Raw genomic sequence first — 19,146 nt, forward strand, 5'->3', positions numbered from 1 at the left:
CCGTGTTTGATGTCTCAGGCCGACGGTGGTCCGCCGCATTCAGTGCGAACGGCCCAGTCCGACCCGGGGGAAGTAGTCCTGCAATTCGCCCACGTCCTCGGCGCCGACGATCGCTCCGATGTAGCCATCGGGACGCACCAGTACCCAGTCGCCTTCCTGAGGCGCGTAGGCGGCGCGGAAGTGACCGGCGTCATCGCGCAATTCGCCCTTGGCGCCGATGCGATGAATGCGCAGTCCCGCCCGCGGCTCGACGTCCGCGCGCTGCGTTTCGTAGCCCAGCAACGTCCAGTGCGGTCCCTGGAGAAGGTCGAACAGGCGCCGCGGCTGGCCGGCGGCGCCGATCATGGGGGCGTCAGGGGCGCGGTCGCCGGCGCGCACACCGGCAGCGCGCGCGGGGCGCTCCACCGCCAGGGGGCTTGCGGGATAAGCTATGTCGAGCTGCTGCACATCGCGCCGGCGCCGCATCATCTGCCCGGCTTTCGCTTCGTCGAGCAGTCGCGTGGCCAGTCCCAGCATCTGTGCGGCGACCGGGCGGCGTTCCGCCTCGAAGGTGTCCAGCAGCGCGCGGTCAGCACCGCCTGCCACCGCGGCCAGTTTCCAGCCCAGGTTGTACGCATCCTGCACGCTGGTGTTCAGGCCCTGGCCGCCAGTAGGCGGGTGGATGTGCGCCGCGTCGCCGACCAGCAGCACGCGGCCGGCGCGGTAGCGGTCGGCCAGGCGCGCGTTCATCTCGTAGGCCGAGGCCCAGTGCACAGCGTGGACCTGGATTTGCGGGCGGCCCGTGCGCGCCAGGAGGAGTGCCGACAGCCCTTCCGCCGAGAGATCCACATCGACACCATGGGGAATGGGCGCCTGCACCTGGAACAGGTCGGTGCCCGCGAGGGGGCAGATCATCACTTGCTGCGCCATGTCGCCGTCCTGGAACCGATGCCACGCGTCGCGATCCAGGCCGGTCAGCACTACGTCGGCCACGATGGCCCGCACGCCCAGCGTCTTGCCGGGGAAGTCTATTCCCAGCGACTTGCGCACGAAACTACGGCCGCCGTCCGCGCCCACCAGATAACGCACGCGCAGCATCTCATCGCCTTGCGAGCCGCGCAGGCTTGCGGTGACGCCCGCTTCGTCCTGCTCCAAGCCGACCAGTTCGCAAGCGAAGTCCACCTGGCCGCCCAGTTCGACCAGCCGGTCGCGCAGCACGCCTTCAGTAAGGAACTGCGGCAGCATCAGCGGTTGCTGGAAAGGCTCCGCGGGCGTGGCGGGCGAAGTCTCCATCAAGGGCGACTCGACGAAGCTGCCGTCGGCCGCGTGGATCCGTTGCGGCGGGTAGGGGCCGCCGATGGCCACCAGGCGATCCAGTACGCCCAGGTCCTCGAACACCTCCAGCGTGCGCGGCTGAATGCCCTTGCCGCGCGAACCCTGGAAGGGGCTTGCCAGTTTCTCGATCACGCGGGCGCGGACGCCGCGCCGCGCCAGGTCGATCGCCAGGGTGAGACCGGCCGCGCCGGCACCGCAAATCAGCACATCGGGGGAAGGGGTCGAGGCCATCATCGCTCCAATAGGTGTACTATGCACATAAATTGAGAGCATGCTATGACAAAACCGAAAAGAGTGCAAGATACACATATCTCGCGGCAGGACCTGAGATCGCTGCATGACGCGATGGTGCGAATTGCCGTCGTGATGAATCGCCCGCAGAACGACGAGGCGATGGTGCGTGCCGCTGGGATCACGCTGGATCGCGCGCTTTTCCCGCTGCTGGTGGGCATCGAGCGCAAGGGTCCGATCGGCGTGGGCGAACTCGCCGACGGTGTCGGCCGCGACTACTCGACGGTCAGCCGCCAGGTGAGCAAGCTGGAGAGCCTGGGCTTGACCCAGAGCGAACCGAGCCCGACGGACCGGCGCGTCCGGCAGATGACAGTGACGGCGCAGGGCAAGGCGATGACCACCGCCATCGACGCTGCACGCGAACGCATCGGCCGGGCGATCTTCGAGGAGTGGGAAGAGGCCGATGTGAGGCTGCTGGTGAAACTGATGGGCAGATTTTCGGAAGGACTTGAAAACGCCACCCGGGCCAGCGTCTGAGATAGCGGCTATGGCGCCTTGCTGGGCCACGCCAGATGTTGGAATTCCTCCGTCATCCAGTCGACGAACGCGCGCACTTTTGCTGGCGTGTACTGTGCCGAAGCGCGAATGACGTGCATCGTTTCATCGCCTACCACTTGCCAGGCCGGCAGTACCTCGACGAGGCGTTTTTCACGCAACTCGTTGGCGACGATCCAATCCGCGCAATAGGCCACGCCTGTGCCTTGCAAGGCCGCGTGCATCAGGGCATCGATGTCGTCGGTGGCTAGCCGTGATCGCGTGCGCACGGCATGCTGCTTGCCGTCGCGCGACAGGTGCCAGACCGGATGCGATGCCATGGGTGAGAAGCCTATGCATGCGTGCTGCGCCAGATCGCGCGGATGACGGATGGGCGGATGCGCTTTCAGATACGCCGGCGACGCGCACAACAGACGGCGCATCGTCAACACCTGTCGCGCGACGAGCCGGCTGTCCTCCAGGCGTCCGATGCGCACGCCTGCATCGAAGCGCTCCGCGATCAGGTCGACGAAGCGATCGGTAAAGACGGTTTCTAAGTCCAGGGACGGGTAGCGCGCGAGAAATTCGGGCAAGCGCGGTGCGATCCAGCGGCGCCCGAAACCGGTCGGCAGCGTCAAGCGCAAGAGCCCGATGGGCGATGCACTCAGCGAGCGTGCTTCTTCTTCGCCGTTGTGGATAAGTTGCATGGCCTCCTGCACGCGCTCGCGCAGGCGCTGGCCGGCGTCCGTAGGCGAAAGCCGGCGTGTCGAACGTTCGACCAGGCGGGTGCCGAGGCGTGTTTCCAGCGCTTTCAAGCGTCGCGAAATGACTGAACTGTCGCGCCCGAGTTGCCGGCCCGCGGCGGCGAAACTGCCCGTTTCCAGCACGGCCACCAGCGCGGCCATTTCGTCGGCTTCCATACTGTTCATTCGTGCACTCCATGCAGGAATGTCCTGCCCTGAGGAGAGATTATAGGTAGTTGCTCAGGGATAGCATGGCGTGTCGATAACGAAAAGGGAGCGATAAATGATGCAAGCGTTCCAGCTGATCCCTGGTGACACCTGGGTGCTTCTCCTGGGAGAAGCAGCCGTGCCACGTCCGGCGGCGGATGAAGTACTGATTCGGTTGCATGCAGCCGGCTTGAACTACCTGGACTTGATGGTGGCGCGTGGCCGACTGGGCGATACGGCGCCACCGTTCGTCCCCGGTACGGATGGCGCAGGCGAGATCGTCGAAATTGGAGAGTGCGTCCGTGGATGGTCCTTAGGTGACCGTGTGATTGCGGGGGCATTCGTTGACTGGGCGAACGGCTTGCTTACGGAGAACACTGGGCAACGCATCCGCGGCGTCACCATGCCGGGGTCCCTTGCCGAATATGCGTTGGTTCCCGCCAGCGCGCTGGTGCGCATTCCCGACGGCATGCCGTACGTGCAGGCTGCCACGCTGCCCATTGCCGCCACCACCGCGTGGAACGCGATCGTGAAAGGCCGTATCGGACCCGCGTCGACCGTGGCGCTCCTGGGCACGGGCGGTGTAAGCCTGTTCGCATTGCAGTTCGCCAAGGCCGCGGGCGCGCGAGTGATCCTGTCGTCGTCCTCGGATGAGAAGCTCGAACGTGCGCGCCAGCTTGGTGCCGATGTATTGATCAATTACCGCAGCCGGCCCGCGTGGGACGAAGCCCTGCTCGAAGCCACGGATGGCAAAGGTGCCGACCTGGTGGTCGAAACGGTGGGCGGCGGGACGTTCGCCAAGTCCATCAGCGCGGCGAAGATAGGCGGAACGGTGTATGTGGTGGGTTTCATCGGCGGTATGGAAGTGACGATGCCCGTGTTGCCCGTGATGGTGAAGACGCTGAATATCCTGGGCAGCCAGACGGGTTCGACCAGCGACCTGGCGGGCGCCGTGCAAGCCATCGAGCAGGCGCGCATCGAACCGGTGATCGATCGGGTTTTTCCCTTTGAGGCGGCTGCCGATGCCTATGCGTACCTGGCGTCGGGCGCGCATTTTGGCAAGGTGGTGATCGAAATCAAATGAGGCAGTAGCAGAATCGGCCCACCGATACGGCGTGCTAATCTGGAACGCTTGTTTTTCCCGGATTTGTGGCATGTCTTCGCTTGACATTGAACTGCTGGTCACCGCCCTGGTGAGCGTGCTGGCGTTGGTGGCGCTGATTATTTCTCGCCTTCGTTTACATCCGCTGCTGGCGCTGCTGGTGGTTTGCGTCGGTGTGGGCTTTGCCACCGGCATGGCGCCGGAAACCATCGTCAAGCACATCATCGATGGCGCCGGCAAGACGCTGGGCGCGGTGGGCCTGGTGATCGCGCTGGGCGCAATGTTGGGGAAAATCCTGGCTGACGCCGGCACTACCGAGCGCGTGGCGAAAGCCATCCTCAGTCACACGCCGGAGCGGCTGATTCCCTGGGCCATGACGCTGGTGGCCTTCATCATCGGCATCCCCATGTTCTTCGAAGTCGGACTGGTGGTGATGCTGCCGCTGATCTTCAGCGTGGCGCGCAAGCTGGAAGAACAGGCCCGGTTCAAGGGTTCGGCTTATGTCTACGTAGGGGTCCCGGTGATTTCGGCGCTAGCCGCGATGCACGGCATGGTGCCGCCGCACCCGGGTCCGCTCACCGCCATCGCGTCACTGAAAGCGAGCGTGGGCCCGACGATGCTTTACGGGTTCGTCGCCGCCATCCCGGCCATGATCCTGGGCGGTCCCCTGTACGGCAAGTTCATCGCGCCGCGTATGACGACTCGCCCCGAGCAATCGCTGGTCGATCACTTCACCGCCGGCACGGCGGCCGATGACCAGACGCTGCCCAGCGCGGGACTGGGCATACTGGCGGCACTCCTGCCCGCGCTGCTGATGCTGGTCCACGCCCTGGCGGAGGTCTTGTTGCCCAAGGGTTCGGCGGTACTGGGTGTAGCGGCGTTCCTGGGCAATCCGGTCATCGCGATGCTGCTGGGGGTACTGTTCGCGTCCGTGGCGCTGGTGCTGGTCCGTGGTGGCGATGCTGAAAAGCTGCGCGATTCGTTGGCGGGCAGCCTCAAGCCGATCACGGGCATCGTCATGATCATCGCAGGCGGGGGCGCATTCCAGCAGATCCTCACCAGCGCGAAAGTCGGGGATGCCATCGTGCACCTGACGCAGCAGTTCAATTTCCCGCCGCTGGTGCTGGGTTGGCTGATCGCCATGCTGCTGTCGGTCTCCACCGGTTCGGCCACCGTTGGCATCGTCGGCGCGGCCGGACTGCTGGCGCCCTTGGCCGGCGCTGATCCGAACCTGAACCTGTCCCTGCTGGCGCTGTCGGTCGGCTGCGGTTCGCTGTTCTTCAACTATGCGAACCATGCGGGCTTCTGGATGGTCAAGGAATCGTTCGGCATGACCATGGGCGAAGCGACCCGCACGATTACGGTCGTACAGTCCATCGTGTCCTTCGTTGGACTGCTGATGGTATTGCTGTTCGACATGCTGCCTCATTTGGGTTGATCCGGCATCTTCGTGTTCGACGCGAATGCCAGGCGCTACGCCCCATAAGCAAATTCAATATATGAACGAACTTCAACAGGAAATACAACGCCTCGCCGCCAAAGCTCAAGCGGACTTCAACGATCGGGCCGAGGGGAAGCTGGATTTTTCGGAAGCGAGCTTGCAGGTGGTCGAGGAGATGCTGGCGGAGGCTTCGACCTACCGCGACGATCTTTCGCCGAAAGCGGTGGAAGGCATCGTCACCCGCTTCGGTTGCTACATCCTGGAAGTCGGGCGCCAGCAATTTGGCGGTACCTATTCATGGCTTGAAGAACGGAACCAGCCTGTACTCGTGGTGGGTGATGCAGATAACCACACCGCCATTGCGACGTGGAATAAAGTCCGCGGCCGCTTGGGGGGCGATGCCGGCGACAACATTCCCTTCTTTTTCGAAGGTTTTGCGCACCGCGTGCGAAACCCGACGAGCGTGAGCAAAGCGCTCTACATTTGAGCCGGACGGCACTGTGGCCGACGCTCTCAGCCATTCTGGATCGTTCTAATGGATGAGCAATAATATTGCACGATATTGCAAATAGTCGTTAGTATGAGAAAAATTCGGCCTAGGTCAGCGGTATTGCCCACATGCGGCATTCCGCGAGAGCGCGCGACGCCATGGAGGCGAAAATGCGGAAATATCTTGCACTACGCGGCTTGATAAATCTCATTCTGTGCGGCGCGCCAGCGCTTGCCAGCGCCCAGGGGTATGGCGCCTTCAACAACGACACGCTATACGGCACGCTCAAGGGCAGTGACAGGGACAGCTTCGACCGGACCGTCGTGCAGGCGCTGCAGGATCCCCAGACGGGCAAGCGCTTCCCGTGGACGGGCGCTGGTGCTGCCGGCAAGGCAGCGTTGACCGGCGAAGTCCATGCCGATGCGGCCCACGAGCAGAACGGCATGCCCTGCAGGCCGCTGCACGCCACGCTACGGCGCGGCAAGACCGATGAGCGCTGGACATTTCTTTTCTGCCGCCGCGCCGATGGGCAATGGAAGGCCGCGTCCCAGACCCGAAATTAATACACGCCGGCGGTCATGCACGAGGTGCGCAAATGGTTGAGCCACAGACGCTAGTGGAGCGGAAAGAGGTAGGGCGGCAAGCCCGGACGCGCGCAAAACGGGCGCTGCACCGGGAAATCGGTAATACCGTCCGTGATCCCGTCGATCTGCTGCGTGCCAATAGCGCAGGGCGCGTCGAAGCGCTGGTGCCATTGCGTTATGGACGCATGGCGGTCTCGCCCTTCACGTTTTTCCGTGGCAGCGCGACCTGGTATGCGCGTAGATCGTAGGCCTGAACCTGGGCGGCGGCGGACGCGCCTGGTTTCACCAGAATCTGTATGCCGCGGTCATGACGGCCACGCTCTATGTCATTGTCGACCTCGAGTTTCCCCGCGTCGGCTATATACGCCTGGATCAGATCGATAGCTTGCTGCAAGCGCAGCGCGCTTCGATGGGCGCCGCGCAGCCCGCGCGCTAGCGACCTTGCGAGGTTGGGCGCAGCAGGCCGCCGACAGGAAGCCGCTGCACCCGAGCCCGTCGTCCTCAGCGCCAGAGCTTGCTGGTCGCCAGGTCGGCACCCGCGCGCATGGCGCGGAATTTTTCCCACATGACGGTCGGGTGTACTTCGGTCTTGTAGGTTGCCTGCGACGAAAACCCGCAGTCCGCGCCTGCAATCACATTCTCGCGGCCGACGCGGTCGGCGAAGCGGACCAGGCGCTCCGCGATCAATTCCGGATGCTCGACGGTATTGCTGGCATGGCAAATGACGCCGGGGATGAGTTTCTTGCCTGCCGGAAGCTTGACCTCTTCCCACAGGTGGTACTCGTGCTCGTGGCGCACATTGCCTGCTTCGAAGGAGTAGGCCCCCGCATTGATACGCAGCATCCAGGCGACGAACTCGATGAAGGGAACGTCATGGATGCGGGGACCTTCGTTGATGCTGTAGCAGGTGTGGTAACGCACACGCTCCGCCGGCAGGCCGCGCAGGGCGTGATTCAGGATCTGCACGTAATCGTCGGCCTTGCGGCGGATGGCGACGTTGTCCAGGTGGCGGTCGGCGAACAGGTCCGGCAGGAAGGGATCGTCGATCTGCACGCTGAAACCGGCATCGACGATGGCCTTGTATTCCATGCGCAGGGCTTCGCCCACGGCTTCGAGGTAGTCGGCGTCGCTCTTGTAATACTCATTGCTGCCGACGCCATTGGGCGCGACCGAGGGCAGAAAGGCTGAGTGATGCGGGACGTCCACCAGCGCGGCGCGCAGGTTCTCGATGTCCTCTTTCACCTTGTCCAGGCCGACATAGGCGACCGGGCCGGTGCAGGCCACCGGCACGAAGGGCAGGATGTTGCCGCCCAGCATGGCCGAACCGAAGTATTCCTTGTAGTACTCGGGGAAGGCTTCCACTTCCGCATCGAAGGCGGCGTAACCCGCGCCCGGACGGGGTTCGAAACCCTGGATCCGTTCGCGGACATAGGCAAAGAAGCCGACCTTGGACTGTTCGCCATCGGTGACGATATCCATGCCGGCGTCGGCCTGCTCACGCACGGACTGCTTCACGGCCCGCTTGACGCACGCATCCAGCGCGGCTTCATCGCCATGCCCCTGCGCCTTGGCCTTCATCAGGTCCAGCAATTCGACGGGGCGCGGCAGGCTGCCGACGTGGGTGGTAAGAATGCGATTGCTATCAGAGTTTGCGGACATCGTGCTGCCAACCTTTTGTCAAAACACAAAAGGGTAGAGGCTACCTTGGCGACGAGTGGTGTTGTGTGAGGAATACACGAGTTGATTATGAGCGAAGCTCATCCCGGCACGGGCCTGGCCCGCACGAAATCCAAGATAAGCTCGCGCATCGCTACCCGCGTCGATTTTCCATCGACATCCCCTCAACGCGCGTCGTTAACTGGTTTCCTTTGTCAGCGGGCACTTGGCCTGCAAACGGCGCTTTATTCCGTTGCACAAATGCATCCGTTCCCTCGAAGCACCTCGGCCACTGGCCTGCGTGCTGATCAAGCCCCTGCCCGCATTTCCTCCGACGTCCCGTTTCCCCGCCGTCACCCACTGTCCCTGATGATCGCCAGCGCGCTGGCCTTTGCTGCGGTGGCCGCGTCTCCCGTGCACGCCCAGAGTTTTGGCGGCGCGGGCGGCTATAGCACGGATCTGGCCGTTCCTGGCGCGGGCGGTACGCCCGGCAACGATGGTGGGATGGGCACGTTCATACCCGGTGGTGGCGGCTCGGGGGGAGGAGGCGGTGGCTCCGGCGCGGCAGGCAACGATGGAGATGGCGAGGGCTTCTCCAACTGGGGGGCCGGCGGAAGCGCCGGTACGGGCTCCTCAAGCAACGGCATCGTGTTAACCGGTAACGCCGGCGCGAATGGCGCCTTCGCACCCCCTGCCATGGGTTTTGGCGGCGGCGGCGGCGGTGGTGGCGGCGGTGGCGCAGCCGGATTCACGACCACGGTGACCGGCATCCCGAACCAGTATTCGGGCCTGACCATAATCGGCGGCAAGGGGGGCGACGGCGGCGCCGGCGCCTCCAACCTGATTCCAACGCCTTCAGCCCCGTCGGGTGGCGGCGGAGGCGGCGGTGCTGGAGGCTATGGGGTCGTATTGGGCGGTACATCGACCCTCATCCTGAGCGGCACGAACGTCAGTGGTGGCGACGGCGGGAATGGCGGATCGGGCGGCTTGTCACTCTCGAGCCTGAACATGTACGCGGGCGGCGGCAATGGCGGTGACGGCGGGACCGGCGTGTCGGTGCGCGGAACGGCTACCCTCTCGAACAGCGGCATAATCACCGGAGGAAACGGCGGCATCGGGGGATTAGGAGGTACCGACGGTTCCACGCTTTTCTATGGCGGCATGGGTGGGGCTGGAGGAACTGGGGTCGAGATCGCCGACGGCGCCGCGTTGATCAACACCGGTACGATCACGGGCGGCGATGCCGGCCTCGTCGGACCGACGTTTATCGGCGCAGGTTCGCCCCCGCCAGATGCATTGGCCGGCATGGGCGTTACCGCAGGCAGCAACACCGTGGTGATCAACAGCGGCGCGATCAACGCCGGCAGCAATGCCCTGGGCGTCCAGGGCCCCACCGCCCTGATGTTCACCGGCGGCGACAACCGCCTGGAACTGCGCAACGGTTTTTCCTTCCAAGGCAATGTCCTGGCAACGGCGTTCGGCGTCACCAACACCCTGGCCCTGGGCGGCGACACGGACTCCACCTTCGACGTATCCCGAATCGTGGCGACCCCACCCCTGACCGCGGGCGCGTCGTTCTACGGATTCACGGATTACGAAAAGACGGGTGCCAGCAACTGGACACTGACCGGCAGCACCAGCGCCATCACGAATTGGACCATCAAGGGGGGAGAGCTGGTCGTCTCGTCGGACAGCAATCTCGGCGATCCCTCGGGCAGCGTCACGTTGGACGGGGGCGCGCTGAGAATGGCCGATGGATTCAATAGTGCACGCAGTTTCATACTGGGCCCGAGCGGGGGCAACCTCGATACTCCGCTTGGCGCGGTGGCGACCATCTCCAGCTCCTTGACGGGAACTGGCTGGCTTAACAAGGTCGGCCCAGGCACGCTGGTATTGTCGGGCGATAGCAGCGGATTCGCCGGCGCCAGCTTCGCCGACCAGGGCACGATGCAAGTCGACGGCAAGCTGGGAGGTCCGGTCATTGTTCTCGATACGGGAACGCTTTCCGGCACGGGCCAGGTGGGCGAGACGCGTATCACGCAAGGTGGCACGCTGGCGCCCGGCAACGCTGCCAACCCGACCGGCACGTTGACGGTCAACGGCAATCTCGTCCTGGACAGCGGATCCACCTTTCGCGTCACGGCGGCCGCGGACGGTAGCAATAGCGCGGTGGTCGTCAACGGCGCGGCCACTTTGGGTGGCTCGGTCGTCCAGATCGGCAGCGGTGCCCCCTACGCGGCGCAAACCACGTATGGCATCCTGCAAGCCACGGGCGGGCTGACGGGGCAGTTCAGCCAGGTGACCAGCAACCTTGCCTATCTTGAACCGACGCTGGCTTACCACGGCAACAATGTCGATCTGGTCGTCAATCTGAAGCAGGTCCCGGACGATGGCAATACCTCCACGCCGCCGGCGGATGGCGGGACTTCCACACCGCCTGCCAATGGCGGCGGCACACGAGACATCCGCTTCGCCGATCTGGCCAGCAACGGCAACCAGCGCGCGACAGCCAATGCCTTGCAGTCCTTGCCGTCTGACTCGCCCTTGTACGGGCGTGTCCTGAACCTGCCCAACGGCGCCCCGGCCGGCGTGTTCCAATCCCTGTCGGGTGAGTCGCACGCCAGCGCCGGCAGCACGCTTTTCGGTGTCGCGGACAATGTCGCCACACTTCCCTTGCAGCATCTGCACGCCAATCTGGACGCGGGCATGACGCGCGGCCAACCGACGGCGCAGTTGGGCCGTGGCGACGCGTCGTCCTTGCCCCAATCGGCGGCGCAGCCGGTGTGGGCGCAGGTTTTCGGGGACTGGCGCACGCTCGGCGGCAGCAACGGCAGCACTGAAGTCCGGCAATCCGATGGTGGCCTGTTCGTCGGCGGAGACCAGCACGTGGGCGGTGGCTGGCGCCTGGGCGGCGCGCTCGGCTACACGGGCAGCCACAGCAGCGCCAAGGGCCTGTCGTCGCGCACGGACATCGACAGCTATAGCGGCGTGATCTACGGTGGCAAGGCGTACGCCGCCGGGCCGGGCAAGATCAACGTCAGCCTGGGCGCCGGGTATACCTGGCATGACATCGACACGCGCCGCAACGTCGACGCGGCAGGCGTGGACCAATCGCTCAAGGCGTCCTACGGCGGCAATACGAGCCAGGTGTTCGGTGAGCTTGGCTACGCGTTGCCGCTTACCGACCGTATCGGCCTGGAACCCTTCGTTGGCGCGGACTACAACGACCAGCGCATCCGCGGCTTCAGCGAATCGGGCGGCGACGCCGCGCTCTCAGGCAAGGATAGCCACAACAAGGTAGGCAGCACCACCTTGGGCCTGCGCGTGCAAAGCACCTTCGAGAGCGCCGGGTCGCAGGGGCGCGCTTATGCCACCGCGGGTTGGCGCCACGCGTACGGCGACCTGGACCCGGCCACTACCCTGGCTTTCCAGGGCAGCCAGTCGTTCACGGTGAACGGTGCGCCGCTGGCGCGCGATGCCGCCGTATTGTCGCTGGGCGCCGATCTGGCTGTTACGCGGGCTGCCACCGTGGGGCTGGCTTATACCGGGCAGTTCGGCGGCGGCAATCGGCAGAACAGCGGCGCGGTCACTGTGCGCTGGCGGTTTTAAAGCGTCGTCGTAGCGCCACGCGGCGGGCGCCACGATACGGGCGCCGCTTCCAGCACCTGGTCGTTGCCGACCTTGAAGGTTGCCACGGCGCGGACCAGTTCGGCGGCCTGGTCCTGCATGGCGCCCGCGGCGGCGGCCGACTGCTCGACCAACGCTGCGTTCTGCTGGGTCACTTCGTCCATCTGCGCGATGGCGATGTTCACCTGATCCACGCCCTGGGCCTGTTCCTCCGATGCAGTGGTGATCTCACCCATGATGTCGGTCACGTGCTTGACCGACGTGACGATCTCCCGCATGGTCGTGCCGGCGCGCTCGACCTGTCCGGCCCCGACGTTGACCTTGCCGACCGAGTCCTCGATCAGTCCTTTGATTTCCTTGGCGGCGCTGGCGCTGCGCTGTGCCAGGGTGCGCACCTCGCCGGCCACGACGGCGAAGCCCTTGCCTTGCTCGCCGGCGCGCGCCGCTTCCACTGCGGCGTTCAGCGCCAGGATGTTGGTCTGGAAGGCGATGCCGTCGATCACCGACACGATGTCGGAAATCTTTCTCGAGCTGGCCGAGATGGCGCCCATGGTCTGCACGACCTCTTCCACCGCCACGCCGCCGCGTTCGGCAACTGCCGACGCGCTGGCCGCCAGCTTGTTCGCCTGGCGGGCGTTGTCGGCGTTCTGCTTCACCGTGGACGCCATCTGCTCCATGGAAGCCGCGGTTTCCTCCAGCGAAGCCGCCTGTTCTTCGGTTCGCGAGGACAGATCGGCGTTGCCTGCGGCGATTTCCGCGGAGGCGGTCGAAATCGTTTCCGCGCCCGTGCGGATGCCGCTCACCGTGCGCGCCAGATTCAGGTTCATGGTGCGCAAGGACTGCAGCAGTTGGCCCATCTCGTCCTTGGATTCGGCGGTGATCCGTTGCGTCAAGTCGCCGTTGGCTACCGTATTCGCGACTCGCACCGCATAGGAGATCGGGCGCACGATCCCGCGGCTGATGATGACTGCACAGACAGCGCCCAGCACGACGCCCAGCGCGGTGATGACGAAAAGCAGTTCGGTGCCGCGCGTGTAGTCGTTGGCGATAAGCTGCTTGGCCTCGTCGATGGCCTGTCTCTGCGTCTTCACGAAGTCCTCGATGCGATCTTCGTACTGCTGTGCGGCAGGGGAGTATTCCTGGTTGAAGATGCGATTGGCTTCGTCGATATTTCCTGCCGCCTTTTGCGTCATGACCGCATTGCGCGTATCGGTATAGCGCTGCCGGGCACGCCCCACTTCGGCGAAGAGCGCCTTCTCCTGTTCTCCAACGATAAGGGATTCGATTCGTTTGGTGATCTCAGTGGTGGACTGGGAAATCTGCTCGGCGTCCTTGGCGAAATACGCCATGAGGGAGTTGTCGGCGCTTTTCGCCAGGACAGACGTGCGCCGTATCGAGCCGAAGGTGTTGCGGCTCCAGTCGGCAGCCAGCCGCTCCTTGAACAATGGATTTTCCAGCGTGACGCGGTTGGCTTCTGCAATGTGATGGAGCTGGTACATGCTGAATGACGAAGCGCCGATCAACAGGATGAGCACGATGGCGAAGCCCAGCACGAGCCGGGTGCCAATTTTCAGATTGGATATGCGCACGATGAGACGTCGGCCTTAAATTTCAATAGGAGAAGGCGACCTGATACGCCATGCATAGGCGAGGCCGCGTGGAATGCGTAGCTTGTTTTTGGGCGGCGAGAGCCGCTGAGATATCTCCTGCGGACAGGATAAATGCCGAAATCCGTGACGATCCCGGGATCTAGGGCTGAGAATCCCTTTAGATATTTTTTTGGGATATCACGTTGTGACCGTTCTGTTGGAGACTGACCGGCAGAGGCTCACTGCTTTCAGTTTGAACGGTTTGATTGCCCAGATTTGCTGATTGATACGGGGCGGCATGCCGAATGCAGCCAATGGCGCGCCGAGGCAGCGCCAGGTTGCAAACGGGCCGTAGCGGGACGGGCGGGGGTATATGGCCACGCTCAGCTCGGATGTCGCCCAGCCCAATGCCGCGCGATGTCGATGCGGCGGCAGATCCACACGTTGTCGTGCCGCTGCACGTGATCCAGGAAGCGTTGCAACGCCAGGAAGCGTCCCGGCCGGCCCAGTAGCCGGCAGTGCATCCCTATCGATAGCATCCGTGGCGTCTCTTCGCCTTCGGCATACAGCACATCGAAGCTGTCACGCAGATACTCGTAGAAATGCGTCGCCGTGTTGAATCCCTGCGGCGTCGCGAATCGCATGTCGTTGGTGTCCAGCGTATAGGGAACGACCAGATGCTGCGACGAGCCGCCATCCCCGCGCGTCACCCGTGTCCAGAACGGCAGGTCATCGCCGTAATAGTCGCTGTCGTATTCATAACCGCCATGTTCGACCAGCAGGCGACGGGTGTTGGGGCTGTCGCGGCCCGTATACCAGCCTAGCGGCCACACGCCACCGGTCAACTCGCGTATGCACGCGGTGGCCAGCTTCATGTGCTCGCGCTCGGTCGCTTCGTCGACGTTCTGGTAATGCAGCCAGCGCCAGCCATGGCAGGCGATTTCATGGCCCAGCTCGACGCAGGCACGGGCGACGTCGGGGTTGCGCTGCAAGGCCTGCGCGACACCGAAGACCGTCAACGGCAGGCCACGCTTCTCGAACTCGCGCAGGATACGCCACACGCCCACGCGAGAACCGTATTCGTATATCGATTCCATGCTCATGTGGCGTGCGGGATAGCCCTCGGCACCGACGATCTCCGACAGAAAACGCTCGGACAAGGCATCGCCATCGAGGACTGAACTCTCAGACCCCTCTTCATAATTGAGCACGAACTGCACGGCGACGCGTGCGCCACCGGGCCAGTCGGCCAATGGGGGCTTGGCGCCGTGGCCGATCAGGTCGCGCGGATAGACGTTAGTCATGATTGTGATTCCCCGGAACAACGGCGACCGTAACAGCAGCAGGCCCTGGCCCAGACCCGGACCGCGTGGCTCGCAAGGGCGCCGGATTGATCGATTCCCGTGCGACCTGCAGTCCGCACAAAACGCTATCCAATACGAGGACGTCTCTGCGTCCCACAGCACCGGCAGGTGCCAACCCTCCCAATCCCGCGCCACCGATGATGACCACATCGGCGCCGTCCTCGTCCGCGCATAGCCTGGCCAGGCGTGCGATCTCCGCTTGCATGCGCAAAGGATCGCCAGCGATGGCGGGATCCTGCACTTCAAAGGTGCGCACGCAGACCAGTTCTCCCGCGACTGCTTGCGAAGCGGCGGCCACGGCGAACATCTCCGGCAGCAGTTGCTGCCATCCTGCCCCGCCCGTGACCACCGCCCAGCGCCGGCCCGCGCGGGCGGCCATCCTTACGGAAGCGCCCAGCAGGCTTACCGCTGGCCGTCCCGCCAAAGCTTGCAATCCCGCTGTGTCCAAGTCCGCGAAGCAGGCCAGCAGCACGGCGTCGAAGCATTCATCGGTGGCGTGATCAGCGGCGGCCGGGCCGTCACCCAGCCCTGCGCCTGCGGCTCGGCCATCACCAGGCGCAACACGCTCGGCCATGACGCCTTGCAAGGACGCGCGCGCCGCCTGCGCGCCGACGGCCATGGCAGCAACATCACCGATATAGGCCAGCCCGCTCGCGGCGGTCTCGACACGAAGCTGCTCGCCCGGCATCAAGCCGGACGACAGCACCATGCGCAAGCGCCCGCTTACCGCCTCGGACGTATTGGGGTTGAGAACGAGCAGCCGCATCAGCCGCGCCGGAATTCGCGATTGAAGCGGTCGATCAGCTCGCGCCGCTGTGCCGCGATGGGCGCCCAGTTCATGCTGCGCGACTTCAACAGTTCGTCCAGGTTGGGGGCGACCTGTGCCAGCAGCCCGGAGAAGGCCACATCGCGGTTGCTCGGGACGTTGTAGTAAGGCTCCTTCGCCAACTGCGCCTGCACCGCGGCGTCGACCTGGGTGTTGATATAGGCAGCCGCCAGCGCCTTGTTCTTCGAGCCCTTGACCAGATGCGCGATGTTGCTGACGATGCCCCAGCCTTCCTTGGGCTTGGCGATGGCGATATCCACACCGCGCGCCCGCAGCGGCTCGACCACGCTGAGAAACCCCACCGCGATGTCCGCCTGCCCCTGTTGGAACAGCGGTCCCACCGCGCCGGGGTTGGGCGGAATGGTGGCGAGGTTGGGCTTGAGCTTTTCCAGGGCCTTCCACGCCGGCTCCAGGTCCGTCTCGCTGCCGCCGTGCATTTTTGCCAGCGCCACCATCCACGTCGCGCCTATCGTGGTGTCGGGGCCGTTGATCAACACGCGGCCCTTGTACTCCGGACGCCACAGGTCTTCCCAGGAAGTGGGCGGCGCCTTCACCGTGCGCGGGTTGTAGGCAATGCCGAAGACCTGCAGCGCGGCCATGGCGCCGTAGCCGTCCTTGCCGACCAGGCCAGGCGGCAGCTTCGCCAGGTTGGGCATCTGCGCGACGGGCAGCGGTTCCAGCAGGTCCTGCGCACGCGCGACGATCTCGGCGGGTTCATCGATGAGGATCACATCGTAGGGCGGGGCGTTCTTGGATGCCGACACGCGGGCCAGGGCATCCACTGCCAGGACGGGGCTGATCGTCACCTCGCCCTTGCTGGCTTTCGCGAAGGCCGGCACGATGACACTGCGCGCGGCTTGTTCCCACGTGCCCGGAAACGTCTGCACGACGATGCGAGCGTCGGATTGCGCGCGCGCCAGATTCGGCAGCGCGCTGCTGAGGGCCAGGCCGGAGAGGCCGGCCATCAGATGGCGGCGGGACAGGTTGATGTCGTTCATGAAGCGTTTCCTTGCAGAGAGAGGGACTGACGCCAAGAGATGCGCATTAGCGCGCGGGAAAATGTTCTTGCCAGTAGCGGGCGAGGTCGATACGACGGGGCGTCCAGACCTCGTCGCCGTAGCTGTCCAGCAAATCCAGAATGCGTTTGACGGCGGCAAAGCGCCCGGGACGGCCGACGATGCGTAGATGCAGGCCGATATTGAGCAGCTTGGGCACGCCGCGACGGCCTTCTTCCAACAGCACCTCGATGGCGTCCTTGACGTAGCCGACCATGTCGTCGGCGCGGACGAAGCCATTGGGATGGAAGAACTTCATGTCGTTGCTGTCGAAGGCGTAGGGGATGACCAGCAGGGGACGAGCGCCAGCGGTATTCGCATTGGCATCGGCATCGCCATTGGCCCAGTAGGGCAGGTCATCGTCCAGCCCGTTGCTGGTGTAGATGAAGCCCTCCTCGCGCAATAGCGCGCGCGTCCACGGGCTTTCGCTGCCACGGCAGAAGAAACCCGCTGGCGCGGCCCCGGTGACTTCACGCAGTACCGCCACGCAGCGGCGCAGGTCGGCGTGTTCGGCCTCGCGGGAGTCGTAGTCCGCATGCGGCCGCCAACGCCAGCCATGGCAGGCGGCCTCGTGTCCCGCTTGCACGATGCGGCGCGCGATCTCCGGCGAGCGCTCCACGGCACGGCCACACATATAGAAGGTGGCGTGACGCTTATGCTGTTCCAGCGCTTCCAGGATGCGCCAGACACCGGCGCGCATGCCATACGCGAATTGCTGCTCCGTGCCTTGATCCCAACGGCCCGCCGGCACGACGCTGTGGATCTCCGCGACGCGTTCGGCGGTGGCGTCACCATCGGCAATGGTCCATTCCGCGCCTTCCTCGAAGTTCACGGCCAGCGATACCGCCAGGGCGGCGCCGTTGGGAAAGCGGGCTCGCGGCGGGTTGCCGGCGTAGCCATGTAGATCGCGAGGTATCACGCGCTCGTTCATAGTCGGTTCCAGGTATCGGGGGGCAAGACGGTTGCCGGATAAGACAATGCATGGCAGACGTATTGCGTCCCAGGGTTGTATGCAATACATATGCCAAGTTTGCATGGGGGAAACCCTTGGCTGTTCCGGGGCCGTTGGACGGGGTTCTCTCTATGGAGTGAGGGTTGGCGGAGCTTGTGCGCGGTTGCCGTGCTCAAAAATGATGCACATTCGGATCGCATATGTGCACATTTTTGTGGCAGGTGTGCACGTTTTTGGGCCCGCGTGGTCTAGCCTGGCCTTGTTTTCCGGGGGAGGCCGCTCCTGAAAAAATGGCATGGATATTGCATTGCCCTAGGCACCTGCTTTTCATCCGCCATCTGAAAGGACGCCACGCATGGTGACCGACCGCGCCTTCCTCACCCTCGACGACATCCAGGTCCGCTACGGCGATGCCGTGGCCGTGGACCATATCGATCTGGCAATCAACGCGGGCGAATTCGTCGCCTTGCTCGGTCCCAGTGGCTGCGGCAAGACCACCTTGCTGCGGGTGATTGCCGGCTTCGTGCGCGCCAACGGCGGCGCGGTGCGCCTGGATGGCGTGGACATATCCACGCTGACGCCCGAAGCGCGCCGCATCGGCATGGTGTTCCAGAACTACGCGCTGTTTCCGCACATGACCGTGGCCGACAACATCGCCTACGGCCTGCGCTCCCATCGGGTGCCCAAGGAAACCATCGCGCCCAAGGTGCAGGAGATGCTGGACGTGGTGCGCATGGATGGCTACGCCAAGCGCCTGCCGCGGCAATTGTCCGGCGGACAGCAGCAACGGGTGGCGTTGGCGCGGGCCTTGGCCATTTCGCCACGCCTGCTGTTGCTGGATGAACCGCTAGGCGCGCTGGACAAGAACCTGCGCGAGGAAATGCAGTTCGAGCTGCTGCGCATCCAGCGCGAACTGGGCATCACCACCATCATGGTCACCCACGACCAGGAGGAAGCGATGAGCATGGCCGACCGCATCGCCGTGCTCAATGCCGGCCAGGTCATGCAGTTCGGTACCGCCAGCGAAATCTACGATGCGCCCAGCACGCCTTTCGTCAGCGGCTTCGTGGGCAACTCGACCTTCCTCGATGGTGTGCTGGGCAAGAGTGATGGCGACCATTGGACCCTGCGCACAGCCGGCGGGGTGGAGCTGCGCTTCCAGTCAGCAGGCCCGTGCCGCCGTGTAGGCGCGGCGCGCATCGCCCTGCGCCCGGAACAGATCGAACTATGCGACGACGGGGCTGGCGCGGTGGTGCGTTATGCCAGGCCCATGGGGCCGAGCACCCGCGTGGGGGTCACGCTGGATGACGGCACCGAGCTACAGCTGGCCGCGCCTCGTGAGCGGGGCGCCGATAACCTGCCGGCGGGGGCGCGCGTGCGGGTGCGGATCAATCCGCAGGCCCTTTGCCCGGTGTTCCTGCCATGAGCGGC

At 64.5% G+C, this 19,146-nt stretch carries 16 protein-coding genes and 1 pseudogene; 9 read left to right on the forward strand and 8 right to left on the reverse strand.

All coding sequences use genetic code 11. The features are described 5' to 3' along the window. Positions 1-39 precede the first annotated feature (39 nt). Positions 40-1,545: an FAD-dependent oxidoreductase gene (locus tag CEY05_RS23605; protein ID WP_088599700.1), complete on the reverse strand. Its 1,506-nt coding sequence runs from the start codon at positions 1,543-1,545 to the stop codon at positions 40-42. A 45-nt stretch (positions 1,546-1,590) separates the two neighbouring features. Here CEY05_RS23605 and CEY05_RS23610 point away from each other — a divergent pair, with 45 nt between their 5' ends. Beyond that, on the forward strand, positions 1,591-2,082 hold the full coding sequence (locus CEY05_RS23610) for a MarR family winged helix-turn-helix transcriptional regulator (RefSeq protein ID WP_088599701.1): 492 nt from the start codon (positions 1,591-1,593) through the stop codon (positions 2,080-2,082). An 8-nt stretch (positions 2,083-2,090) separates the two neighbouring features. On the opposite strand, the gene CEY05_RS23615 is transcribed toward CEY05_RS23610, so the two are convergent. Next, positions 2,091-3,008, reverse strand: a complete 918-nt coding sequence (locus CEY05_RS23615) for a LysR family transcriptional regulator (RefSeq protein WP_088599702.1) — start codon at positions 3,006-3,008, stop codon at positions 2,091-2,093. 97 nt (positions 3,009-3,105) lie between these two features. On the opposite strand from CEY05_RS23615, the gene CEY05_RS23620 reads away from it, so the two are divergent. The 6 genes and pseudogenes from CEY05_RS23620 (at position 3,106) to CEY05_RS31935 (ending at position 7,082) form a co-directional block, all read left to right on the forward strand. Continuing rightward, positions 3,106-4,113 carry an NAD(P)-dependent alcohol dehydrogenase gene (locus CEY05_RS23620; RefSeq protein ID WP_088599703.1) on the forward strand — a complete coding sequence of 336 codons (1,008 nt, stop codon included), beginning with the start codon at positions 3,106-3,108 and terminating at the stop codon, positions 4,111-4,113. A 70-nt stretch (positions 4,114-4,183) separates the two neighbouring features. After that, positions 4,184-5,569: a GntP family permease gene (locus tag CEY05_RS23625; RefSeq protein WP_088599704.1), complete on the forward strand. Its 1,386-nt coding sequence runs from the start codon at positions 4,184-4,186 to the stop codon at positions 5,567-5,569. A 61-nt stretch (positions 5,570-5,630) separates the two neighbouring features. Continuing rightward, the gene (locus CEY05_RS23630; RefSeq protein WP_088599705.1) at positions 5,631-6,059 is read left to right on the forward strand and encodes a hypothetical protein; all 429 of its coding nucleotides are present in this window, start codon (positions 5,631-5,633) and stop codon (positions 6,057-6,059) included. 173 nt (positions 6,060-6,232) lie between these two features. Beyond that, entirely contained in the window at positions 6,233-6,625 is a 393-nt protein-coding gene (locus CEY05_RS23635; protein ID WP_143220605.1) for a hypothetical protein, read from the forward strand. Positions 6,626-6,657: 32 nt separating this feature from the next. Continuing rightward, positions 6,658-6,870: pseudogene (locus tag CEY05_RS32015) on the forward strand (DUF2252 family protein); the annotation flags it as partial. 83 nt (positions 6,871-6,953) lie between these two features. Beyond that, complete coding sequence (locus CEY05_RS31935; protein ID WP_255407783.1) at positions 6,954-7,082, forward strand: hypothetical protein; 129 nt, start codon at positions 6,954-6,956, stop codon at positions 7,080-7,082. Between the two features lie 65 nt (positions 7,083-7,147). Here CEY05_RS31935 and CEY05_RS23645 read toward each other — a convergent pair whose 3' ends face one another. After that, positions 7,148-8,305: a cobalamin-independent methionine synthase II family protein gene (locus CEY05_RS23645; protein ID WP_088599707.1), complete on the reverse strand. Its 1,158-nt coding sequence runs from the start codon at positions 8,303-8,305 to the stop codon at positions 7,148-7,150. A 366-nt stretch (positions 8,306-8,671) separates the two neighbouring features. Here CEY05_RS23645 and CEY05_RS23650 point away from each other — a divergent pair, with 366 nt between their 5' ends. After that, positions 8,672-11,911 carry an autotransporter outer membrane beta-barrel domain-containing protein gene (locus CEY05_RS23650; RefSeq protein ID WP_088599708.1) on the forward strand — a complete coding sequence of 1,080 codons (3,240 nt, stop codon included), beginning with the start codon at positions 8,672-8,674 and terminating at the stop codon, positions 11,909-11,911. Here the strand turns inward: CEY05_RS23650 and CEY05_RS23655 are convergent. From CEY05_RS23655 to CEY05_RS23675, 5 genes are all read right to left on the reverse strand, one after another. Continuing rightward, the gene (locus tag CEY05_RS23655; RefSeq protein WP_198952881.1) at positions 11,908-13,518 is read right to left on the reverse strand and encodes a methyl-accepting chemotaxis protein; all 1,611 of its coding nucleotides are present in this window, start codon (positions 13,516-13,518) and stop codon (positions 11,908-11,910) included. The genes CEY05_RS23650 and CEY05_RS23655 overlap by 4 nt on opposite strands. Positions 13,519-13,901: 383 nt before the next feature. After that, positions 13,902-14,822, reverse strand: a complete 921-nt coding sequence (gene puuE, locus CEY05_RS23660) for an allantoinase PuuE (RefSeq protein ID WP_088599710.1) — start codon at positions 14,820-14,822, stop codon at positions 13,902-13,904. Next, positions 14,815-15,648, reverse strand: a complete 834-nt coding sequence (locus CEY05_RS23665; protein ID WP_088599711.1) for an aspartate/glutamate racemase family protein — start codon at positions 15,646-15,648, stop codon at positions 14,815-14,817. The genes puuE and CEY05_RS23665 overlap by 8 nt, the downstream gene beginning before the upstream one ends. After that, positions 15,648-16,706: an ABC transporter substrate-binding protein gene (locus CEY05_RS23670; RefSeq protein ID WP_088599712.1), complete on the reverse strand. Its 1,059-nt coding sequence runs from the start codon at positions 16,704-16,706 to the stop codon at positions 15,648-15,650. The genes CEY05_RS23665 and CEY05_RS23670 overlap by 1 nt, the downstream gene beginning before the upstream one ends. Before the next feature lie 46 nt (positions 16,707-16,752). After that, positions 16,753-17,694, reverse strand: coding sequence for a polysaccharide deacetylase family protein (locus CEY05_RS23675; protein WP_198952882.1), 942 nt, complete (start codon positions 17,692-17,694; stop codon positions 16,753-16,755). A gap of 376 nt (positions 17,695-18,070) precedes the next feature. On the opposite strand from CEY05_RS23675, the gene CEY05_RS23680 reads away from it, so the two are divergent. After that, positions 18,071-19,141, forward strand: coding sequence for an ABC transporter ATP-binding protein (locus CEY05_RS23680; RefSeq protein ID WP_088599713.1), 1,071 nt, complete (start codon positions 18,071-18,073; stop codon positions 19,139-19,141). The last annotated feature ends 5 nt before the right edge of the window (positions 19,142-19,146 follow it).

This window comes from Achromobacter sp. HZ34 (assembly GCF_002209485.1).
In the GTDB taxonomy this organism is placed as follows: Bacteria; Pseudomonadota; Gammaproteobacteria; order Burkholderiales; family Burkholderiaceae_B; genus Bordetella_C.